At 35.0% G+C, this 18,393-nt stretch carries 19 protein-coding genes and 4 pseudogenes; 8 read left to right on the top strand and 15 right to left on the bottom strand.

Annotated elements, in window-relative coordinates; genetic code table 11:
* Positions 1-94: 94 nt before the first annotated feature.
* Positions 95-592, top strand: a complete 498-nt coding sequence (locus BAQ49_RS19220) for a CcdC protein domain-containing protein (protein WP_071746676.1) — start codon at positions 95-97, stop codon at positions 590-592.
* Between the two features lie 160 nt (positions 593-752).
* Here the strand turns inward: BAQ49_RS19220 and BAQ49_RS33955 are convergent, their stop codons facing one another.
* The 6 genes and pseudogenes from BAQ49_RS33955 to BAQ49_RS19195 all read right to left on the bottom strand — a co-directional run bounded on the left by BAQ49_RS33955 (position 753) and on the right by BAQ49_RS19195 (position 5,597).
* Positions 753-878: a hypothetical protein gene (locus BAQ49_RS33955; RefSeq protein WP_001107285.1), complete on the bottom strand. Its 126-nt coding sequence runs from the start codon at positions 876-878 to the stop codon at positions 753-755.
* Between the two features lie 147 nt (positions 879-1,025).
* Positions 1,026-1,160: pseudogene (locus BAQ49_RS19215) on the bottom strand (helix-turn-helix domain-containing protein); the annotation flags it as partial.
* Between the two features lie 210 nt (positions 1,161-1,370).
* On the bottom strand, positions 1,371-1,733 hold the full coding sequence (locus BAQ49_RS19210) for a YrdB family protein (RefSeq protein WP_071746675.1): 363 nt from the start codon (positions 1,731-1,733) through the stop codon (positions 1,371-1,373).
* A gap of 225 nt (positions 1,734-1,958) precedes the next feature.
* The gene (locus BAQ49_RS19205) at positions 1,959-2,801 is read right to left on the bottom strand and encodes a tyrosine-type recombinase/integrase (protein ID WP_071746674.1); all 843 of its coding nucleotides are present in this window, start codon (positions 2,799-2,801) and stop codon (positions 1,959-1,961) included.
* 399 nt (positions 2,802-3,200) lie between these two features.
* Positions 3,201-4,229 carry a Vgb family protein gene (locus BAQ49_RS19200; protein ID WP_071746673.1) on the bottom strand — a complete coding sequence of 343 codons (1,029 nt, stop codon included), beginning with the start codon at positions 4,227-4,229 and terminating at the stop codon, positions 3,201-3,203.
* Positions 4,230-4,484: 255 nt separating this feature from the next.
* Entirely contained in the window at positions 4,485-5,597 is a 1,113-nt protein-coding gene (locus tag BAQ49_RS19195; RefSeq protein WP_071746672.1) for an RNA-guided endonuclease TnpB family protein, read from the bottom strand.
* Positions 5,598-6,125: 528 nt separating this feature from the next.
* On the opposite strand from BAQ49_RS19195, the gene BAQ49_RS19185 reads away from it, so the two are divergent.
* The 3 genes from BAQ49_RS19185 (at position 6,126) to BAQ49_RS19175 (ending at position 7,474) form a co-directional block, all read left to right on the top strand.
* Positions 6,126-6,629, top strand: a complete 504-nt coding sequence (locus tag BAQ49_RS19185; RefSeq protein WP_071746671.1) for a hypothetical protein — start codon at positions 6,126-6,128, stop codon at positions 6,627-6,629.
* Positions 6,619-7,086 (top strand): CDI toxin immunity protein, encoded by a 468-nt coding sequence (locus tag BAQ49_RS19180; RefSeq protein ID WP_071746670.1) that lies wholly within the window; start codon positions 6,619-6,621, stop codon positions 7,084-7,086. The genes BAQ49_RS19185 and BAQ49_RS19180 overlap by 11 nt, the downstream gene beginning before the upstream one ends.
* A 160-nt stretch (positions 7,087-7,246) precedes the next feature.
* Positions 7,247-7,474: a hypothetical protein gene (locus tag BAQ49_RS19175; protein WP_071746669.1), complete on the top strand. Its 228-nt coding sequence runs from the start codon at positions 7,247-7,249 to the stop codon at positions 7,472-7,474.
* 319 nt (positions 7,475-7,793) lie between these two features.
* Here BAQ49_RS19175 and BAQ49_RS19170 read toward each other — a convergent pair whose 3' ends face one another.
* Positions 7,794-8,072 carry an AbrB/MazE/SpoVT family DNA-binding domain-containing protein gene (locus tag BAQ49_RS19170; protein WP_071746668.1) on the bottom strand — a complete coding sequence of 93 codons (279 nt, stop codon included), beginning with the start codon at positions 8,070-8,072 and terminating at the stop codon, positions 7,794-7,796.
* 70 nt (positions 8,073-8,142) lie between these two features.
* Here BAQ49_RS19170 and BAQ49_RS34390 point away from each other — a divergent pair, with 70 nt between their 5' ends.
* Positions 8,143-8,271, top strand: coding sequence for a ribbon-helix-helix domain-containing protein (locus BAQ49_RS34390; protein ID WP_215571019.1), 129 nt, complete (start codon positions 8,143-8,145; stop codon positions 8,269-8,271).
* A gap of 188 nt (positions 8,272-8,459) precedes the next feature.
* Here BAQ49_RS34390 and BAQ49_RS32475 read toward each other — a convergent pair.
* Positions 8,460-8,555: pseudogene (locus BAQ49_RS32475) on the bottom strand (IS6 family transposase); the annotation flags it as partial.
* Positions 8,556-8,583: 28 nt separating this feature from the next.
* Positions 8,584-8,718: pseudogene (locus BAQ49_RS33690) on the bottom strand (sporulation protein YhbH); the annotation flags it as partial.
* 475 nt (positions 8,719-9,193) lie between these two features.
* Here BAQ49_RS33690 and BAQ49_RS19160 point away from each other — a divergent pair.
* The 3 genes from BAQ49_RS19160 to BAQ49_RS19150 all read left to right on the top strand — a co-directional run bounded on the left by BAQ49_RS19160 (position 9,194) and on the right by BAQ49_RS19150 (position 11,295).
* Positions 9,194-9,388: a helix-turn-helix transcriptional regulator gene (locus BAQ49_RS19160; protein ID WP_084667513.1), complete on the top strand. Its 195-nt coding sequence runs from the start codon at positions 9,194-9,196 to the stop codon at positions 9,386-9,388.
* Positions 9,389-9,405: 17 nt separating this feature from the next.
* Complete coding sequence (locus BAQ49_RS19155; RefSeq protein WP_071746666.1) at positions 9,406-9,792, top strand: hypothetical protein; 387 nt, start codon at positions 9,406-9,408, stop codon at positions 9,790-9,792.
* A gap of 72 nt (positions 9,793-9,864) precedes the next feature.
* Positions 9,865-11,295: an IS4 family transposase gene (locus tag BAQ49_RS19150; protein ID WP_071746665.1), complete on the top strand. Its 1,431-nt coding sequence runs from the start codon at positions 9,865-9,867 to the stop codon at positions 11,293-11,295.
* 210 nt (positions 11,296-11,505) lie between these two features.
* On the opposite strand, the gene BAQ49_RS19140 is transcribed toward BAQ49_RS19150, so the two are convergent.
* The 6 genes and pseudogenes from BAQ49_RS19140 to BAQ49_RS19115 all read right to left on the bottom strand — a co-directional run.
* A complete protein-coding gene (locus tag BAQ49_RS19140; RefSeq protein WP_071746684.1) occupies positions 11,506-12,609 on the bottom strand; it encodes a Ger(x)C family spore germination protein in 1,104 nt (367 codons plus the stop codon).
* Positions 12,610-12,611: 2 nt separating this feature from the next.
* Entirely contained in the window at positions 12,612-13,715 is a 1,104-nt protein-coding gene (locus BAQ49_RS19135) for a GerAB/ArcD/ProY family transporter (protein ID WP_071746664.1), read from the bottom strand.
* Positions 13,716-13,719: 4 nt separating this feature from the next.
* Complete coding sequence (locus tag BAQ49_RS19130) at positions 13,720-15,267, bottom strand: spore germination protein (protein ID WP_071746663.1); 1,548 nt, start codon at positions 15,265-15,267, stop codon at positions 13,720-13,722.
* A gap of 490 nt (positions 15,268-15,757) precedes the next feature.
* Positions 15,758-16,249 (bottom strand): hypothetical protein, encoded by a 492-nt coding sequence (locus BAQ49_RS19125; RefSeq protein WP_071746662.1) that lies wholly within the window; start codon positions 16,247-16,249, stop codon positions 15,758-15,760.
* Positions 16,250-16,314: 65 nt separating this feature from the next.
* On the bottom strand, positions 16,315-16,833 hold the full coding sequence (locus tag BAQ49_RS19120; RefSeq protein WP_167368503.1) for an acetylglutamate kinase: 519 nt from the start codon (positions 16,831-16,833) through the stop codon (positions 16,315-16,317).
* Positions 16,834-17,410: 577 nt separating this feature from the next.
* Positions 17,411-17,614 (bottom strand): annotated as a pseudogene (locus BAQ49_RS19115) (glycine zipper domain-containing protein); the annotation flags it as partial.
* Between the last annotated feature and the right edge of the window lie 779 nt (positions 17,615-18,393).

The following is an 18,393-nucleotide window of genomic DNA, read 5'->3' as shown; positions in this document are numbered from 1 at the left end:
TTAATGTTATATTTCCCCAATCAGGATGAATACCACTATCCAACCATCTGTACTTTCCATATAATTGAAATATTCTATGTGTCGAGGTGAAATCATGGATTCTTCTTCGTTTTACTCTATTGTGATCATAATTGCTGCGTTAGTCATATGGCGTAGAACTTTGGCAATGTACCGCCCTATTAAAGGAAATGGAACCCGCATTCTCTTACCCATACTATTTTTGTTACTCCCCTGCATTCACATCATCTTAAATCCAAAAGCACATGCCGCTGGCTGGGAATGGATTTGTGCAGCTATCTTTGGATTTCTTTTGTCAATTCCACTTATTTGGACCACTCACTATGAACTCCGATTCGATCAGCATATTTATGCTGTAAGAAACAAGAGCTTTATTATTACCTTTCTCATCGTACTTATTATCCGTTTTTTACTTCATGATTATTTAAAATGGCTAGGTCCAGAAACAGAAGCAGCACTATTTATGACTGTAGCACTGGGATATATCTTACCTTGGAGAATTATCTCTTTCATCAAATTTCGTCAACTATACAAAAGTCGAATCCAAACTAACAATAACATTGACTTACGATAACACTAATTATGTGAATGGAAAGTACTTTCAGAACTTCTGAGGGGACTTTCCAGGTTTTGCAATACATTGGTTTTATGCTAACAAAAGATGCTTATTTTTTTGAAGAACTATGTTAATTTTGAGGAACAAAGGGACAGATTTACTGCCCCCTATTGTTTACTTATTTTGATTTTTTTTGGGCTCTTAATGCGATTTTTTCAAGTCCATTTTCTCCCGCAAATTCTACATCTGCTTTTGGTACAGCATTTTTATTGTTCTTCAATTGATTATTCTTATTTTTAGCCATTTTTTCACCACCCTTGTAGCTTGATTTAGTTATTCCTTCAAGGATGCCAACTATAATAAATACACTATATACAGATAGCGGAGTTGTGTTTTTTCGTCATCAGCACCCACGATTTTAGTTTGCTTTCTTTTTTGTAGCCTATACGATTTGATTTACTTCTTTAAATAAACTGCCCCATTCGCTCAATAAGAAATTGAATACAAAGCGATTGCACCCAATGGTTTTAACAATTAATATTTTTTGTTCCTTCGTTGGATAGATACGAAATTTATATGCTTTGTTGTAGCTTTTGAATAAAGTTTGATTAAATTAACCTAATAAACCTTGATAAAAGAGCAAATAGAAAAAGCGTGCTTTGAAAAAAGATTGATCAAAACACGCTTTTTCTATATTCAATTGAATCATCCTTTTATAAAAAAGTTTGATGATTTTTGTAATCCTTGCTCAATTAAAGCGCCCGATTATTGAAGTTCGGTTTTAGACTAATCCACTTCACATATTTACTTTATGAAGCTTCAAGATGAAGACTGCTGCCACGATAAGAAGGGACACCGTCAGAAAAATAACTGCGAACGCGCTTTGCCCACTTGCGTACAAAGCTGCGGAAGCAACAATGAACACAACCAGCTTAAGCGTAGTTCGTATGGGGAAGGAGAAGATGGGGAGCGACGCCTTCGGGGAGAGAAACATACCCCATAGAGTGGCTATGACTAGTGGCGTGGCAACCGCGAGTATAATTTTGACCGCTGCCCCTGTCTTGATATGATAACCCCAGTAACTGAACGCAGCCATTGCACCAAGCTCCAGTAGAAAGAATCCGGTGAGGACGCTAACACCTATCCATTTTATTTCCATCCGACTCTTCCTCCCAATAAAAAGAATTAAGAAACTAGTGTTAATTTTTTTATATACAATATGTTTCGGTCATATTCTAAAATCCTGCCATTTAACTTAATAACAATTATTTCAAAATTCTGTAATTTGAGCAATCGCTTTATTCCAGAAAATGGCCCTATTCAAATAGATATGTCTTTATATATGCACGCCTCGATTTTTATTAAAGATTAATTTCAGTAGCTTTCAAAAATATTTAATATAAAAATCGTGTCTCAACTTTCCGCTCAGCTGAGCATATATTCTCGTGGTTTCACTCTTCTCATGACCAAGTAAGCTTTGTATTACTTCAAGTGGCGCACCGTTGTTAATCATATGTGTAGCATAGCTGTGACGTAATTGATGAGGATGAATACTCTTTTTAATCCCAGCACGATTCGATATACGTTTGATAATAAATCTTAGGTTATCAATACTCATACGTCTTTTTGGCCTTCTTTCCGTAATAAACAAACAAGGCTCCTCATCATTTCTTTCATCTAGATACCTTTTTAACCAAATGGTACAACGAGTATTAAAGTATACTTCCCTTTCTTTATCACCTTTCCCACGTACAATGACAGAATTCGTTGAGAAGTTAATATCGTCACGATTCAGTTTTACGACTTCCCCAATACAGCAGCCAGTAGAATACAAAAATTCAAATAATGCATTCTCCATTGAGTTATGACATGCTTCCCTAAGATGTTCAATCTCTAGTTCTGAAAGGAATTTTGGGATTCTTTTGCCTAACTTTGGTTCTTTTAATTTAGCAGCAGGGTTTTTAAGAACAAAGCCTTCATCATGTGTCCATCTAAAAAGTGATTTGATGCATCGAACTCGATGTCCTAAACTAGATGGCTTTAAGTGTTCTCCTGCTTCAATTAAGTAGCCCTTTAGTTTTTCTGTAGTAAATTCACTCATGTTAATGTCACCAATATAACGCAATAAGAGATTATATTGAAAACAAGATGTTTTTAAAGTCAGAGGTGAATATCCCTCAATTTTTTTATCTAATTGATACTGTTCCCTGGCCTCAGATAATAACATTATTCTTCACGCTCCTATTCTGTAAATCAATTAATCTAGATTCTATTATATTCAAGGAGAGTCTCTTTTATACTCTAGTTATTCAACAATCGTAGAATACAAAAAATTACTTAACCATGAGAACACTTGAAATACAAGAAAAAGATGCTTTCTCTATAAAAGAATAGCGCCCGATTGTTGAAGATCATTGCTTAAATCTTATTCAAGATAAGCACCCGTTCGCTGAATGTGGAATATCGTTTAACAAATCATAGGATATTGTGAATCTAACCTTTTAGAAGGTTTAAAAAGACCGTTCTAAGCTCTAGAAGCGGTCTTTCCTTATATATTCAAATGTTAACTACTGCTCTCGTTACTACTTTCCTCATGAGGTGGATGATGATGATGGTCGCTGCTCTCTTACTGGTCACACCGGTAAGCTAGTGTTGCGGGATTCGTATTGCCAAACGTCGGGTACCACGGCACTCCCAATGGTCCGCCCTTTTTATAAGGAGGGACCACCTCCTTGAACTTCTTGCTATGGACATTATAACGCCGTACTGAACCGGTAAATTCGCCTGTAGGGGCCCCCGTAGCATTGTCAAACGGGCCCGTAATAGGGACAAACAATTTTCCATCCGGTCCAAAAAGGAGTGCCTGTGCGAAAGCACGTGGTTTTCCCGGGGCATAGAGGTCAATCTTGTCGATAAACTCGCCCGTATCACCATCGAAGATCAGAATTTTGTCGGTGTCATTAGGGTCATCAAGTTTTTTAAAACTAGTGACGTAGAGGTTGCCGTCAGGACCGAAGACTAAACCTTCGGGACGATGGAGGTTGTTCTTGTTATCACTCACAATAAACACATCGAATCCCCCTGATTTCAGGTTGAAGCGCAGCACCCAGCCTTTATTCGAATCTAAAAAGTCAATGACGGAGACATACAGCATGCCGTCAGGACCGAAGACCAATCCGCGGGGGTGGAAAGGGTTGAAGCAGGGGTGGTCGACGTTGCCTAGAAACATCCCAGTGGAACCATTGTACATCCGCACTTCTCCAGGCACTTCTATGCCCGTGTTGAAGTCGAAGTCACCCAAATCCGCCACAAACAGGACATTATGTTTGGAGAGTAAGATACCGCGCGGTGCCAATGGAGCGCCTGGTTCGGCTGAACGGACGAGTTCGCCCAGAAACGCCCCGGTTTGCCCATTTAACTTCAATACGTCGCCATTCTCGGGTTGCCCGACGTTCTGGTTAGTGACAAGGAGATTGCCCACATGGTTAAAGATAAGTCCCCGGGGACCATGCAAGTTTCCACTATTTGGTGCGACAAAAGTGCCAAGGAACTTCCCTGTTTTCGGGTCGAAAGTCTTCACAGTGTCGTCGAAGCTATCGCCAATGTAGAGAAATTCGCACTGGAAGCACCTGTCTTGTTTTTTTTGATTATGCATTTTATCACCCTTTTAAAAACATATTTTAAGTAAAAAACTAGCTTTTACCTAAATTAATATATGCTTACGGAGATTTTTCGTATAGGACATGCAGCTGATAATATAGCATATTTGTGAACTACCCACCACTTAGTATCTCTTACGAGCTTACTTGAAGTGGGGGCTTCTCGGTTAGTCGTTACTTTTGATAGCTAACGAATTTGTCTTAAAACAGCCGAACTAACTCCCTTGTTCCAAAGGTTATTTTGTTACTATTTATGCCAACGCTAATAAGCGGATCGCTTCCTTTTTGATATTGATAGCTGCGTTATAGTCACGACTTATTGTTAGTCCACACGAACACTCATACATGCGTTCAGATAGTGACATATCTTTTCTGTTTCCACAATGACTACACATCTTTGTAGAAGGAAACCACTTATCTATTTTTACAAGTTGTTTTCCTTGGTCTTGTAGCTTATATGATAAAAATGTCGTGAACATCCTCCAACCGTTATCCGCTACACTCTTACCAAAGCGAAGCGCTTGTGACATTCCTTTCATATGTAAGTCTTCGATTGCTACAACGTCAAAATGAGTAGCCAATTCTTTAGACTTATGATGAAGGAAATTTTTTCGTTGATTTGCGACCTTTTCATGTAACTTCGCTACACGAATGCGTTGTTGATTCCAGCGCGCTGAATCTTCCACACGTCTTGCTAATACTCGTTGTGCCTTTGCTAATTTGTCTAACATCTGACGATAAAAGCGAGGATAATTGGCTTTCTCATCTTCGCTACTCACGTACAATTCAGCCATTGCGAAGTCTAATCCAACTACACGTTCTACTTCTTTTTGAGCGATTTCTTTTTCATATTCGGTCAAAATAGACACGTAATACTTACCAGTTGGTGTCATCGAAATCGTGCACGATTTGATGGTATGGTTTTGTGGTATCTCTCTATGTTGCTTCAATTTCACCATTTTCAATTTCGGTAATTTGATATAACCATGAAATAACATAATATTTTCGTTTACTCGATTCGTTGTATAAGATTTTCTACTTTTTCTACTTTTGAATGTAGGAAACTCACTTTGACCACTAAAAAAATTCTTATACGCAGTTTGCAAGTTTAATTGAGCGTTGGCCAATGCTAATGAATCGACTTCTTTCAACCATTCATACTCCACTTTGTATTTCGCAGGAGTATGGAATTTTTGTTTCTTCAGTTCTTCCTTGTTCTCTTTGTATGTTTCGTATATTTCTTGCCGCTCAGCCAGCATTTTATTATACACAAATCGTACACACCCGAAAGTTTTACAGATCAGATGTGCTTGTTCTTCTGTTGGATACAGACGAAATTTGTACGCCTTATTCTGCTTTGTCATATCAGTTCACCTCACTTTTCGCCTTCATTTCCCATAAGCTATGACGTTGATAACACAGCCTGAACACTACATGATTATCTAATTTCATTGTTATACCAAACTTTACCTTTTATAAGACTGATTATATCAGAGCCGAAATAAATAGGAAAACCAAATATTTGGCTACGCCAAACCGAAATTCATCTCCCACCTACCGCCAGACTATCGTCCTTCACGCGCTTGAGGAAGGAAACTTCTTTCGAATAATGCGTTAAAAAGGAGCTCTCTTGATAAAGAGAGCTCCTTTTCTTATTTCTTCTTCTTTTCTGTCGGTTGGCTTTGTTTAGCGAAATTAGACGAATCATCGAAATTCGGTTGTTTTTTACCAGCATTATTACTTCTACCTTTTCCCATATGTAATGCACCTCCCCTCATCCTTACTATTCCCAATAAAAAAATCCTCTTGCATCCAAGATAATTTTTTATTAGGCTCTTATAAAAAATGTCCAAGTGGTGTATGCTTATCTAAAAATCTAAGGAGTCATATATATGGTTAAAACAAAAGAAATGGCTGAGGTTTTTAGAATAGGATTACAAATTGGTTTATTTTCAAAAAATGATGTAATTAATTGGGCTGATCATACTATTGAAACACTAGATAGTCCTGCGAATGAAATTATAGACGTTTCTTTATCCAGTAATGATAAATTGGTCGATATTGCATCTAAATTAAAAAACATAAAGGGAAGATATGATGAAAAATTACCGGTGAAAATTATACTGGGACTGTTATGGGAGAAATTTATTATAAATGAAGAAAATGTACTGAAAATAAAACCTTTTATATCTAATTTGATACATAATAATTGCTGTAAAGGGTTCGATAATGTAGATAAACAGCTGTATAATTTTAATGAGGAAATAAATTTAGCCGAAGATAATATATATGGGAATCTAGAAGATATTAGCCAAGAAATAAAAGAGTTTTTATCTATTTATAAAGATTTTATTATGTGTTTTCATTTACCTTATGGTGTGCTAAATGATGAATAAAAACAACAGGTCTCAAAGACTCTTAGAACTTCTTGAAGCAAATAGAAAAAAGCACAAACCTACTTATGGTGCTTTATATGACGAATGCGTCTGCGTGTTAGGTACGGAAACTAAAGAATTATCTCCTGAAAGAGGATCAGAAATATACAAATTATTAAATAACTCTTACCCTTTTGAATGGTGGGGACGAATTAATTGGAATAAGGTTGCCCTTAAACATACCATTGACTCCATCGATCAAATATCTCATCTTATCCCATTTGAAAGTAAAGTCTATATCTTATGGAGTACTGGACCTATTCCTGCTCTCTATGCAAATTTACACGATGTATTACATAATATTGATGATGTAACGGCGGTTGGTAGCGACACTTATCTTTTTTGTCCAAATAATTTTGTTGTAAAATTTTACCATGAAGGTGAAATCATGATTGGTTTTGGAAAAGACCGTATTTAACAGCCAACATACAAAGAATTTTTTTGTTTCTAGATATATTGATGCTGATAATGATCTATTATGTAAGCTTAATAAGAATACCTTATGCAATCAAAATACCTTTCATCATCTATATTCTTGATGTGGTACACTCTGGATAAAAGGTAGAGGGAGATAGACAATGGAAGAAATTATTAAAGAGATTATTTCCACAAGTAAAAGATACAAAGTTCAAGTTATCAAACGAAATGATGGTTTTTACACTACAGAAGTTTTTGCGTGGTTTGAGGATTACGGATATGAGTATTGGGCCCCTATTAAGCAGGGGTTATCGTTAATTGATACAGAAAAACATGCCATGTCTATAGCAATGGAACACTTAAAAGTGTATTCAGGTGAGAGTGATTAGTGGGGGGGCAGCCGAGATTTATTTCATTTATCAAGGTTCACTTTAGTAAATAAACAGGCCAGTTAGCCCTTATAATGGACTAACTAGCCTGTTTATTATTTTTTCCTTTTCACATATGTTTCTCATGTAATTTTCGTTCAGAGAATGCGATAAATTCTGCCAGCTTTTATTTTTCTAAAACCGATACGAAAATATAAACTAACTAAATTTTTACAAAAAGGAATGAAATTGATTCTATTTTTGGTAAATATTTTTATAAATATTACGATACACGAAATTACTATATTAATTTTAATAAAAGTCCCTTGAAAGGAGCCACTTATTTTACAAGGTACTGTTCTACTTCTTTCATTAATAGTTCTGCACCTTCTGGACTTAATGTTATCTTACCGTTTGCTAATGATATGTTATGATTCGATACCTCTCCTGTTAATGCACAAACACCACCGGGCTGATATTTCTGTAAAACAATGTCTTCACCTTCTACAAAGATCTCTAATGGTGATTTTTCTTTAATACCTAGCGTATTTCTAAGTTCCTTTGGAATTACCACACGCCCTAAATCATCTACTTTTCTAGTCACTCCGGTTGCTTTCATCTAGCGTCTTTCCCCATTTCATTATCAATTGTGCCCAAGTTATTCTCCACTATTATAACAAGCTTTCCCCATACATGAAAATTTAGTTACATTCACAAAAGAACAAGTGGAACAAATAGAGAATTATTGGCATGAAAATAGGCTGAAGAATCGAAATGAAGCAATTCGCCAGTTCGTAGAGAAAGAATTTAAGTCATAAATAATGAGTACCCTTTTCATTTTCCCTAAAAACACATGTAAAGCCTGTATCTATCTTTACATGCGTTTTATAATGAATAAGACCTATTGTATTAACTTCTTCATCAAAACGCAAAATAAACCGATTTGGACAGCCGTTTTCAAATCAAAACTCATTTTTTTAACGCATTTTTACAAAAAAGGAAAAAGTGCTGGATTTTTATCAACTATAATGACCCAGGTATTAGAGACATGAAAAGACCGCAAAGCTTTCTTAAAGAATCGCCTTGCAGCCTTATGATTTCTATACATTTAATTATTTTTATGTTTGAATTTATTTCTTAAGGAACTTTTTAAGGCAGTGAAAAATATCCTTCTTATTTTTCACTATATAATACTTAAACTTCTCATCTTCAATGTTTTTATAAACAGAAAAAAGGGTAAATGATGAGCGATTATACTGGTTTAGTTAGCCGGGATGTAACCAAATTTTATATATTCTGTTCCCAAAACTCACTTGTAACTTTATTATTTTCACCTCAAGAAATCCATTCACCTTTAAAGAGGTGTTGTATTTTAGACTCAATAATCATTAATCCCTCATGGGAGCACCATATCATACCCATCAAGCTAAGATTTTAAAGTACCCCCATAACGAAATTTTTATCTCTATACAGTTTTTTATTTGAATTCAGCTCGTTTTTTGCGTTTTGGGGGATAATTAGTTTTTTAACTTGATGATGATGGGGTACCACCACATCGCTATCAAGCTAATATTTTAGAGTACCTCCAAAACGAAAAAAACGGTATTCTTTCTATCTAAGATGTAGGAGGACTATCGTTTGTTTTTTAAAAATGTAAAAAACTTTTGACATTCATAATGGAATTATATAAACTAATAATGTAAAAAGTTTTTGACAAAATTAGGGGTGATGTTCATAAAAATGGAGAACATAATTCGTATTTTACGTAAAGAGAAAAAGCTTTCCCAAGAAGATTTAGCTAAATTATGTCATGTTTCAAGACAAACGATTAATGCGATTGAGAATAACAAATATGATCCTACATTAGAACTTGCTTTTAATTTAGCTAAATCCCTTGGTGTAACGGTTGATCAATTATTTATTTATAAAATCTAGATAAGGAGTAGAGACAAATGAAAAATGGAATTAATATCTTATTTACTTGTTTATACATTGTGATTATGGGTTTACTTGCTTTTGAATGGTATGAGAAACAACAGATTTCTATAACCTCGTTATTTGTAGCAACAATCATTTTGCAATCATTATTTATGAAGAGAATTTTGAAAGGTAAAAAAGCGAGCGAGAATTTTATTGATGAAATGTTTTTACATATCAGACAGAAAAGCTTATCAATTTGCTGTTTTGTAATGTATGTATTAACTTTAGGTACTTTATTTTTATCAGAAGGAACATGGAATTTTAGCCATATGCATAATAAACCGTTAATCTTTCTGGTTTTCTTATATCCTATCGTTTACCAAATAAGTCATATATTCGTTTCAAGAAACAACTCTTAATAGACTATTTAAAAGTGGAAAAAAACGCTATTCTTTCGGTATAAGTTCAAAACGAGAGGGTGGCGTTTTTGTATGTCTATTTCTATATCTGATGAATTACAACTACTTGCTCAAGAAATTCAAAACTTCTTATCTCCAAATTTCTTACGAAATCTTGCTAGAGATGTTGGTTTTGTACAACGAACCAGTAAGTACCAAGCACAAGATTTAGTCGCTTTATGTGTATGGATTAGTCAAAATGTTGCTAAAACCTCTTTAACTCAGTTATGTAGCTGTTTAGAGGCATCAACAGAAGTGCTCATCAGTCCTGAAGGACTGAATCAACGATTTAATGCCACAGCTGTGCAATTTCTACAACAAGTGTTAGCTGAACTGCTCAACCAAAAGTTACCTTCAACTAAGCGGCTCTCTTCACCATATACTTCTATTTTCAAACGTATTCGCATTCTAGATTCAACTGCATTTCAGCTTCCCGATGTATTTTCATCTGTTTATCCAGGTGCAGGAGGGTGCAGCCATACAGCGGGGGTGAAAATTCAGCTTGAGTATGATCTCTTGAGTGGACAGTTCCTACATATTCATACAGGTCCAGGTAAACAACATGATCGAACCTATGGTTCTTTGTGTGTCCCAACTGTGGCAGCGAATGATTTATGTATCCGAGATTTAGGTTATTTTCACTTGAAAGATCTTCAACATATACAAGATAAAAAGGCTTACTATATCTCTCGTATTAAATCTAATACACGTATTTATCAAAAAAATCCCACCCCTGATTATTTTCAAGATGGAAGAATCAAGAAAGGTACAGAGTATATACAGATAGATATGGAGGTCTTAATGAACTCTCTTCAACTAGGACAAACATATGAAATATCCGACGCTTATGTAGGAATGACTGATAAAGTACCAACTCGCGTAATTGTTCATCGGCTAACAAAAGAACAACAACAAAAACGATTACAAGATCAAACTGTAAGAGAAAAAAAGAAAGGAATGAAGTATTCTCCTCGTAGTAAACGACTCAGTGGTATCAATGTATATATGACAAATACTCCTACAGATATTGTCCCGATGGGACAAGTACATGACTGGTATTCCTTACGTTGGCAAATCGAGATTTTATTTAAAACGTGGAAATCATTCTTTCAAATTCATCAGTGTAAAAAGATAAAATCAGAAAGATGGGAGTGCCATTTGTATGGACAATTGATTGCCATTCTACTCTGTTCTTCTATCATGTTTCAAATGCGCCAATTACTCCTCATCAAGAAGAAACGAGAATTAAGCGAATATAAAGCGATTTATATCATAAAAGATTATTTTCTTCTTCTTTTCCAAGCTATAGAGAAAGACACCCAAGAGCTATCAAAGGTTCTCCTCCGTCTGTTTAACCTCCTACAGCACAACGGACGAAAATCTCATCGATACGAGAAAAAGACAGTCTTTGATATTTTGGGTGTTGTCTATGAGTATACCACTTCTACTCATCAGGTAGCATAGTAAAAAAATTCAAACCCGTCAGGGTTTATTTGATATGTCTATTTTTATAACATCTATAAACGATAATAAAATACTACGTGAAAAGATCGCATTTTGTATAAAAATATCCCTTAAGTTGATGGGTATGGGGCGGAACCCCTATTAAAGGCATTTCCCGTACTAAAATAGAAGGTACTTGCAATTTTAGTACGAATTCCAATTGAACTCATGTTACTTAATCGTTCCCATTGCACCAACTTTCACATTTACCTTAACGTTTACATCTCCCTTTGCTAATTCATTATTCCATTTATTTTGGACTTTTTTCCATTCTGGATATGTGTAAGTTCTTGCATATCCTCCAAGACCAATAGGGTCGATTTGTGCAGTTTGTATTTTTTTTATTAATTGCTTGAAATCAGCTTCCAGCTTAGTCTCAATCGCCTTTTGTAATTTTGCTGCATCCTTTCTTGTATTAAACGAAAAAAGCCGTTCTGTAATACCGATACTCATCTTTACATCTACATTAAATATAAAATGATTATCATATCTTGTCTTTGTCTTTACTTTAATACTATAGGCAGTAAAACTTATCCAATCTTTATCTTGGCTGTCCGCCTTTATTTTAATTGGCATTGTAAATGAAAAATCCCCTGTATTTCCTTGTTGCAAAATGCGTAATAGTTTGTTTTCATCAGGTTTTAGTGTTAATTTATACCTTCCCTTTTTATCCAATAAAGCTGTACCTGTCACCCATATTTTATTCTTTTTTTTCATCTCAGTAATATTTGCTGTTAACCCTTTATCTGCTTTTTGTTCATGTAGTTCTTGAAGAGTTGTTTTTACTGTGATGTTTCTTAAAGCGGCGGTATCAACTAGTTTTGTTAAATATAAAGGAAGCCGTGGCTTATCTTTTGGGCTATGGAAGATGACGTCCGAAACAGGTCCATCAACAGCGACAACCCTTGCAGTAACTGTATTTTTAGGATCTCGATAAAATGGATCGAGGTATTTCATCCAGTTTTTTTGTTTCAGTAGCCGTTTTCCAACTAAAATAACCTGCGTTTTACTTCCTGAGGTAAGCGCCATAACAGTAGCATCAAATTTCTCTCTCGAATTTCGAATCGTAACAGATTTTACACCAGTGGTTTCTTCTTTTATTTTTGCTTCTTTATTGAAAACAGGGCTTGACATATACACTAATAAATTATCATTACGATCTAAATCGATACCAAGAATAAGAGTAAGAGAAACATCTTCAACATTTGTTTGATCAAAGCATCCAGTCATCATGAACACCGATAACAAAATTAAACATAGTACTTTTCTTTTCAATGTCAATGTATCCTCCCCTGGCGAAACTTCTCGTATAGACAGCAATACAGCCATAAAACGATAGGTGATATATAGGTTAATCCCAAACCAGCATTCGATAATGTCTGTTGCCAAGTTTCAGCTTCATTCCAACTAGGATGAGTCCAAAATATGAGGCCGATAATGAACAATAAGAGAACAACTACATGCGAGCTGTGATCTTGTTTTCTAATTAATTGGCTTGAACAAAATACAGCGCAATATATAGCGGGAATCCATGCTGTGGATACAACGGGTAAGTAAAGGGCCAATAAAATCATGTCAAAACGTTCTAAAAAACGAAATTCAATTACTTTCAGTAAATTTAGTACCGGTTGATTATATTGCGTAATGCTCTCAGGGCTAAAATAGGCAAAGCAAACAATAGTAGCAAATAAATAAAATAACATCGTTAAAGTGTTTGCAATAACCATTCCATGGACTGCATACTGTTTTTTTTGTAAAAAGGGATATAAAAAGAAGGCAATATCAAACCCTAAATAAGCAAAAACAGTGGTCGGTACAGCCATGAATACAGGTTTCCACCCTTCTTTTAAAAGTGGGAACAATGGCATCCAACTTCCGTTCCCTTTAAGAGGGATCAAAAAAAATAACGGAATCCAAAGAAACATATAAAAAATAAGTTCGGAGTATCGCCCTAAAATACGAGGACCGTTACGTGCAACAAGGAAGGTAGGAATCGAAAATAAAAAGATAACGACATAGTCAGGCGTTTTTGGAAGAAGCCATCCTTTAAGATAGAGCATAGCGTTCACAAGAACGCTACAAGAATAAAAAGCGAAGTACATCATGTAAATAACAACGAATGCTTTGCCTACTATTTTTCCAAATAATCGTATAAGAATGTCATAAATCGTGTCCTCGGGATATCTAGCAGCAGTTTTCACTATAAAAACACCTGATATTGTGGAGAATATCCAGCCAATCATTATAGCTATCCATCCATCCGTTCCAGCTTTCTCTGCAAGCAAGCGTGGAAGCGATAAAACGCCAGTGCCCACCTGCATTCCATTAATTAAAAGAATGTACTGTATAAGCGTAATGTCATTATAGGCATACTTTTTCATAGTTTCACCTTTTAGTTTGATTCTTTCCTTGTCGAATAGATTGAATGGCTCTGGTACCTTTAGAACGCTTTCTTAATGCCCATAAAGGTAGGCGTATGAAAGTATCTTTCATATCCGCAAAACGAAATGGTGCTAATGGCGTTCCGTAAGGAGTACCTAGCGATTCAAGACTGATTAGATGTCCAATTAAAGTCATCCAACCGATAACAAGTCCAACAATTCCAAATAAGGCAGCTGCAAGCATCATCGGAAAGCGTAAAAGTCTTACTGCCGCTCCCATATCATAATTAGGGATAACAAAGGAAGAGATGGCGGTAACAGCAACAACAATAATCATAATGTTGCTTACAATTCCCGCTTGAACAGCCGCCTGTCCAATAACAATACCACCTACAATTCCAACTGTCTGACCGATCGGAGTAGGTATCCGTAAAGCCCCTTCTCTCATCGTTTCCAATGTTATTTCCATAAGTAATGCTTCCATAACTGGAGAAAAGGGTACGCGCGTTCTTGATTCTGCAATAGATAAAAACAGCTCTACAGGAATAACTTCAAAATTAAAGGAAATAAACGCAACATAACTCGCAGGCAAAAATAAAGCAATCATAAAGGAGATAAAACGAAGCATCCGAATAGACGAAGCAACTAACCACCTTGTACCGTAATCATCCACACCTTGAAAAAAGGAAATAAAATTTGTTGGAGTAATTAACACATTGGGCGAATGATCCATTACAGTTACAAATCTGCCCTGTAGAATGTGAGATACTGCCAAATCAGGTCTTTCAGTTAATATAAATTGTGGAAACGGTGAGTATGGGTTATCTTCAATGAATTCTATAAGTTCGCCATTACTAGCAACAGCGTCGACTGTAATATTTTTAATCCGTGTTTCTAATTCCTTTAGCACATCTTCAGAAGCTACACCTTTCAAATATAAAATAGAAATCCTCGTTTTGCTTCGTACACCAATTATTATTTCTTTTACTGTTAATTCACGATGGGGAATATATCTTCGAATCATTGCGATATTTTGACTTGCAGTTTCTATGAACCCTTGATGCGCACCTTTTAGAGCTATTTCGTTATGAGCGTCTTCAACACTTCTTTGTGGCCATCCTTTCGAATCCAATTGATGTGCTGTTGTTCGACTGTGGATTAATAAAACACTATCTCCTCCAAAAATAGCATTTTCAATCTGACTCCACGTATTAATAATTTTAATTTGTCCTAATGGAATTGGAAGTTCTTTATTGGTATCAAAATCACTATTCATCAAAGGACTTAGAACATGATTTTGAATCAATTCTTTATCTGTTAATCCAGACAAATATACTAAAGCTACTTCTAATCCATCTACTTTCATTTGAAACCGACGAATTACTAAATCAGGTGCTTGACGGAATATATTCTGAATATCAGCTATGTTTTTCGATAAATCAGCGCCTAAGAGGGAGTCCTCAATATTTTTTTTCTGAAAATGAGTATTGTCTCGTATTGAAAATGACTTAGGATTGTCTCTATATTTTAAACGCTTCAAAAATTTAGCCATGATTCCCTCACTTTCTATGTACCTTTTATAATATGTTTAGTATGCATATATTAAGAAAAAATATCCTACTAACTAGAGAGGTAACATTCGAATTATTACTATAAAGTTTTTGGTACATATTTCATAAAATGTTTTAATATAAACCCCTTCAATATATTATATATGTCTAATATGCCGGAGTATTTTACATACATTTCCATAATATGCAATGTAATCGTTATATCAGGTTATATAAATCAGAATTGTGACTTTTGAGATGGATTTAAAGAGGGAGTCAGTTCTAAAACTGAAAAAGTAGAAAATCAGGAGAAAAAATAAAACTTTTATAGATGTTTTGAAGAAAAAAAGACGACCTATTTATTGTCGTCTTTCATTTTTCTTTTAGAACAATGCTTTAATAAAAATCTTTTATAAATTCACGCATATTTAAGGGTTAGCCCCTTGCTTCCCCCAACCTTTGCCTCACATCCAAAAATAAGGGAGCAGATCCCTACTCTACAGGTTGACCATGAATTCTTCGATTCATGGTAACCCAAGTGGCTATAAACAATATCATTAATAGTATTACAATGATATACAATCCGTTTTGAGGTATTATGATACCAATCATTACGCCCATTAATCCTCCCATTGCTCCTGCTACAATCCCGTTTAATAGGGGGATCATATCTTGAAATGGAAAACTGATAATACCACTAACAAAAACGCCAATTAGGAGTCCTAAAACATAGGCCGTACTTAGATGGTGACTCATAATGGCTCCAATAACTACACAAACTGTCATTGTAGAAACCATTCCTAAGGACATCGGAAGTGAATGGACGATTATATTAGATTGTTCATTGAATTTGTATAAACGATTTCGTTGCTTCCAGAGTGTAAAAATAATATGACAAATGAGCAGTGCACAAATAAATAAGATAACAACGGCAAAGAGCCACGATATACCAACAGTATTCATATGGTTCATTTCATGTCCCAATTATTTTCCCCTCCCACTTGGTATTTCAGGCAATATTCGGGATTTCTGGGGTCCTTTCGGCCCTATTAAATATAAATGTAAAACATTTTCGGGAACTGCTTTACAATTGCAATCGTTATTGTGTCCGCCATTTGTAAGGCTTCTGCTTCGATTTTGTCAAATACAGTAATACTAGATTTAAAATCACCTTGGAGCATAAGTACTGCCTCCGTTTTAGTAAGTGCCAGATGTTCAAAAAACATATTTTGGAATCCTTCTCTTGAAATAAAAGGATTTATTCTATTTAGAAATTGGGAAATTTCTGCTCCATTTACGTACCACTTTCTCTCAGCAGCCGTTGCAGTTTCTTGATTGCTGGCTTTTGCAGCTTTGACAAGTTCCGTAGCAATCACCAGATGTTCCCTTATTAAGTTGTTGTACATTGTTGCTATTTCATTTCCATAATAAGGTTTTAGCAAATCCCCCATATCTACAGCATTGCGAAGTAGACGAGCGGTAACAACGTCTATATCTGGTAAACCAAAAGCTATGCTAATAATTGTCATCCTAGTCCAATATACATGTTGTTCCCAAACCGAACGCATAGAATTACTTAAATTAACTTTCTGTTGCGTATAAACAAGGTTGCCTCCCCCATGACATTGATGGTTATGGTCACACCTACAATTTTCTCCACACTGACAATAGGGATTCAAACAAGCTGAATTGGAACAATTACGTCGATAATAAGGATAACCACCGGAATATCCTTGTTCATTTTGCCACATCTTTCATCCCCCCGAAAAACTTTCATTTTCATAAAAATATAGGTATTTATAATCATCATCATATGTAATTTTTAGCTGATTTAGAATTGCAAGAAGAAGTTAAAACAGTGTTGAAAGAAATCAGGGGAATGTGGATTTAGGATGTTCAGATATTGGTATGAGTCTTAGGAGACATTATATTGATGTCTTAATTTCCATGCAAGAGTAGATAATAATCAGAGAAAATATAGCTTATCCAGACCTAAATTAAAAAAAGATAGATAAAAGACATAACATATTGGTCGTATAAAATATGTTATGTCCTTTCTTTTTCAGCTTATCTCCTTGTTAACTTAATAAAAAAAGGACTCCCTTTTTGGGAATCCAATTCATTCAGTGTCACTTTGGTTAAATCCTAATCTTCTCGGTTCGCAACACTGTCATTAGCCTCATCAGCACCTTCGCCGACTTTGTTACCCATCGCTCCTCCTACAACAGCTCCTGCAACGGTACCAAGTGGACCAAGAACAGAACCCAAAGCAGCTCCAGCGACAGCACCGACACCAGTTCCTACCGCTTCGCCTGCATCATTATCGACACGGTTACGTTCGTTTTTATCAGTTCTTACTAAAAATTCACCATACTCATTTTTAGTTAAATAGTTTCAAATTCTATCATTATAATATAATGGTATTTTAAATACTTTTTTACTTTCTTTGTATATGTAAAATTACATAAAATTATTTATAATTTCGGCTAAAAAAGTCTTTTCATGTCGATTCATGTAGATTAAACTTTAAATATAATGGTTTTATGTTTTTGCTTCACCCTCTTCATAGGAGAAATGAAGAGTTGTTGTCATTTTCGTAATAGTAAGCACTTACAAAATGTCCAATCATTTCGATATGTAATATTTCATAAAACATTGTTGGTTTTTTAAAAAAAATATTCAGGGGAAATAGACGAAATGCAACAGAATAATTTATCAGACGGGGAGAAAATGATCGTATGTATCCAAAATTTATTGATAAAATAGCGTTTTCGAAAGCGCATAAAGAGTTACTAATTAAACTGTATAATAAAGAAATCTCAAGAAGCGAGTATAATCAATTGGTAGATGCTTTTTATCGTCCACAACAAAAATAAATATGAAGTATATGTTTATTGTTTTATGTATTCTATAATAATAAAATTCGTTTATATCATTTTTGGGGCAAGCTCATCTGCTAGGTTGGTGGGCATGTGGCGGTACCCCACATCCATCAACTTAAGGTATATTTTTATACAAAATGCGGTCTTTCCATATAGTTTTTTATTATCTTTTATAGATTTTATAAAAGTGGGCATATCAAATAAACCCTGACGGGTTTCAATTTTTTTACTATGCTACTTTATGAT

The organism is Bacillus proteolyticus (assembly GCF_001884065.1).
GTDB classification, from domain to species: domain Bacteria; phylum Bacillota; class Bacilli; order Bacillales; family Bacillaceae_G; genus Bacillus_A; species Bacillus_A proteolyticus.
This window is presented reverse-complemented; position numbering and strand designations above follow the sequence as displayed.

Bases quoted from the DNA above. Each gene is read 5' to 3' on its own strand.
- BAQ49_RS19220 (WP_071746676.1), top strand. From the start codon at position 95: ATGGATTCTTCTTCGTTTTACTCTATTGTGATCATAATTGCTGCGTTA.
- BAQ49_RS33955 (WP_001107285.1), bottom strand. From the start codon at position 878: ATGGCTAAAAATAAGAATAATCAATTGAAGAACAATAAAAATGCTGTA.
- BAQ49_RS19210 (WP_071746675.1), bottom strand. From the start codon at position 1,733: ATGGAAATAAAATGGATAGGTGTTAGCGTCCTCACCGGATTCTTTCTA.
- BAQ49_RS19205 (WP_071746674.1), bottom strand. From the start codon at position 2,801: ATGTTATTATCTGAGGCCAGGGAACAGTATCAATTAGATAAAAAAATT.
- BAQ49_RS19200 (WP_071746673.1), bottom strand. From the start codon at position 4,229: ATGCATAATCAAAAAAAACAAGACAGGTGCTTCCAGTGCGAATTTCTC.
- BAQ49_RS19195 (WP_071746672.1), bottom strand. From the start codon at position 5,597: ATGACAAAGCAGAATAAGGCGTACAAATTTCGTCTGTATCCAACAGAA.
- BAQ49_RS19185 (WP_071746671.1), top strand. From the start codon at position 6,126: ATGGTTAAAACAAAAGAAATGGCTGAGGTTTTTAGAATAGGATTACAA.
- BAQ49_RS19180 (WP_071746670.1), top strand. From the start codon at position 6,619: ATGATGAATAAAAACAACAGGTCTCAAAGACTCTTAGAACTTCTTGAA.
- BAQ49_RS19175 (WP_071746669.1), top strand. From the start codon at position 7,247: ATGGAAGAAATTATTAAAGAGATTATTTCCACAAGTAAAAGATACAAA.
- BAQ49_RS19170 (WP_071746668.1), bottom strand. From the start codon at position 8,072: ATGAAAGCAACCGGAGTGACTAGAAAAGTAGATGATTTAGGGCGTGTG.
- BAQ49_RS19160 (WP_084667513.1), top strand. From the start codon at position 9,194: ATGGAGAACATAATTCGTATTTTACGTAAAGAGAAAAAGCTTTCCCAA.
- BAQ49_RS19155 (WP_071746666.1), top strand. From the start codon at position 9,406: ATGAAAAATGGAATTAATATCTTATTTACTTGTTTATACATTGTGATT.
- BAQ49_RS19150 (WP_071746665.1), top strand. From the start codon at position 9,865: ATGTCTATTTCTATATCTGATGAATTACAACTACTTGCTCAAGAAATT.
- BAQ49_RS19135 (WP_071746664.1), bottom strand. From the start codon at position 13,715: ATGAAAAAGTATGCCTATAATGACATTACGCTTATACAGTACATTCTT.
- BAQ49_RS19130 (WP_071746663.1), bottom strand. From the start codon at position 15,267: ATGGCTAAATTTTTGAAGCGTTTAAAATATAGAGACAATCCTAAGTCA.
- BAQ49_RS19120 (WP_167368503.1), bottom strand. From the start codon at position 16,833: ATGCGTTCGGTTTGGGAACAACATGTATATTGGACTAGGATGACAATT.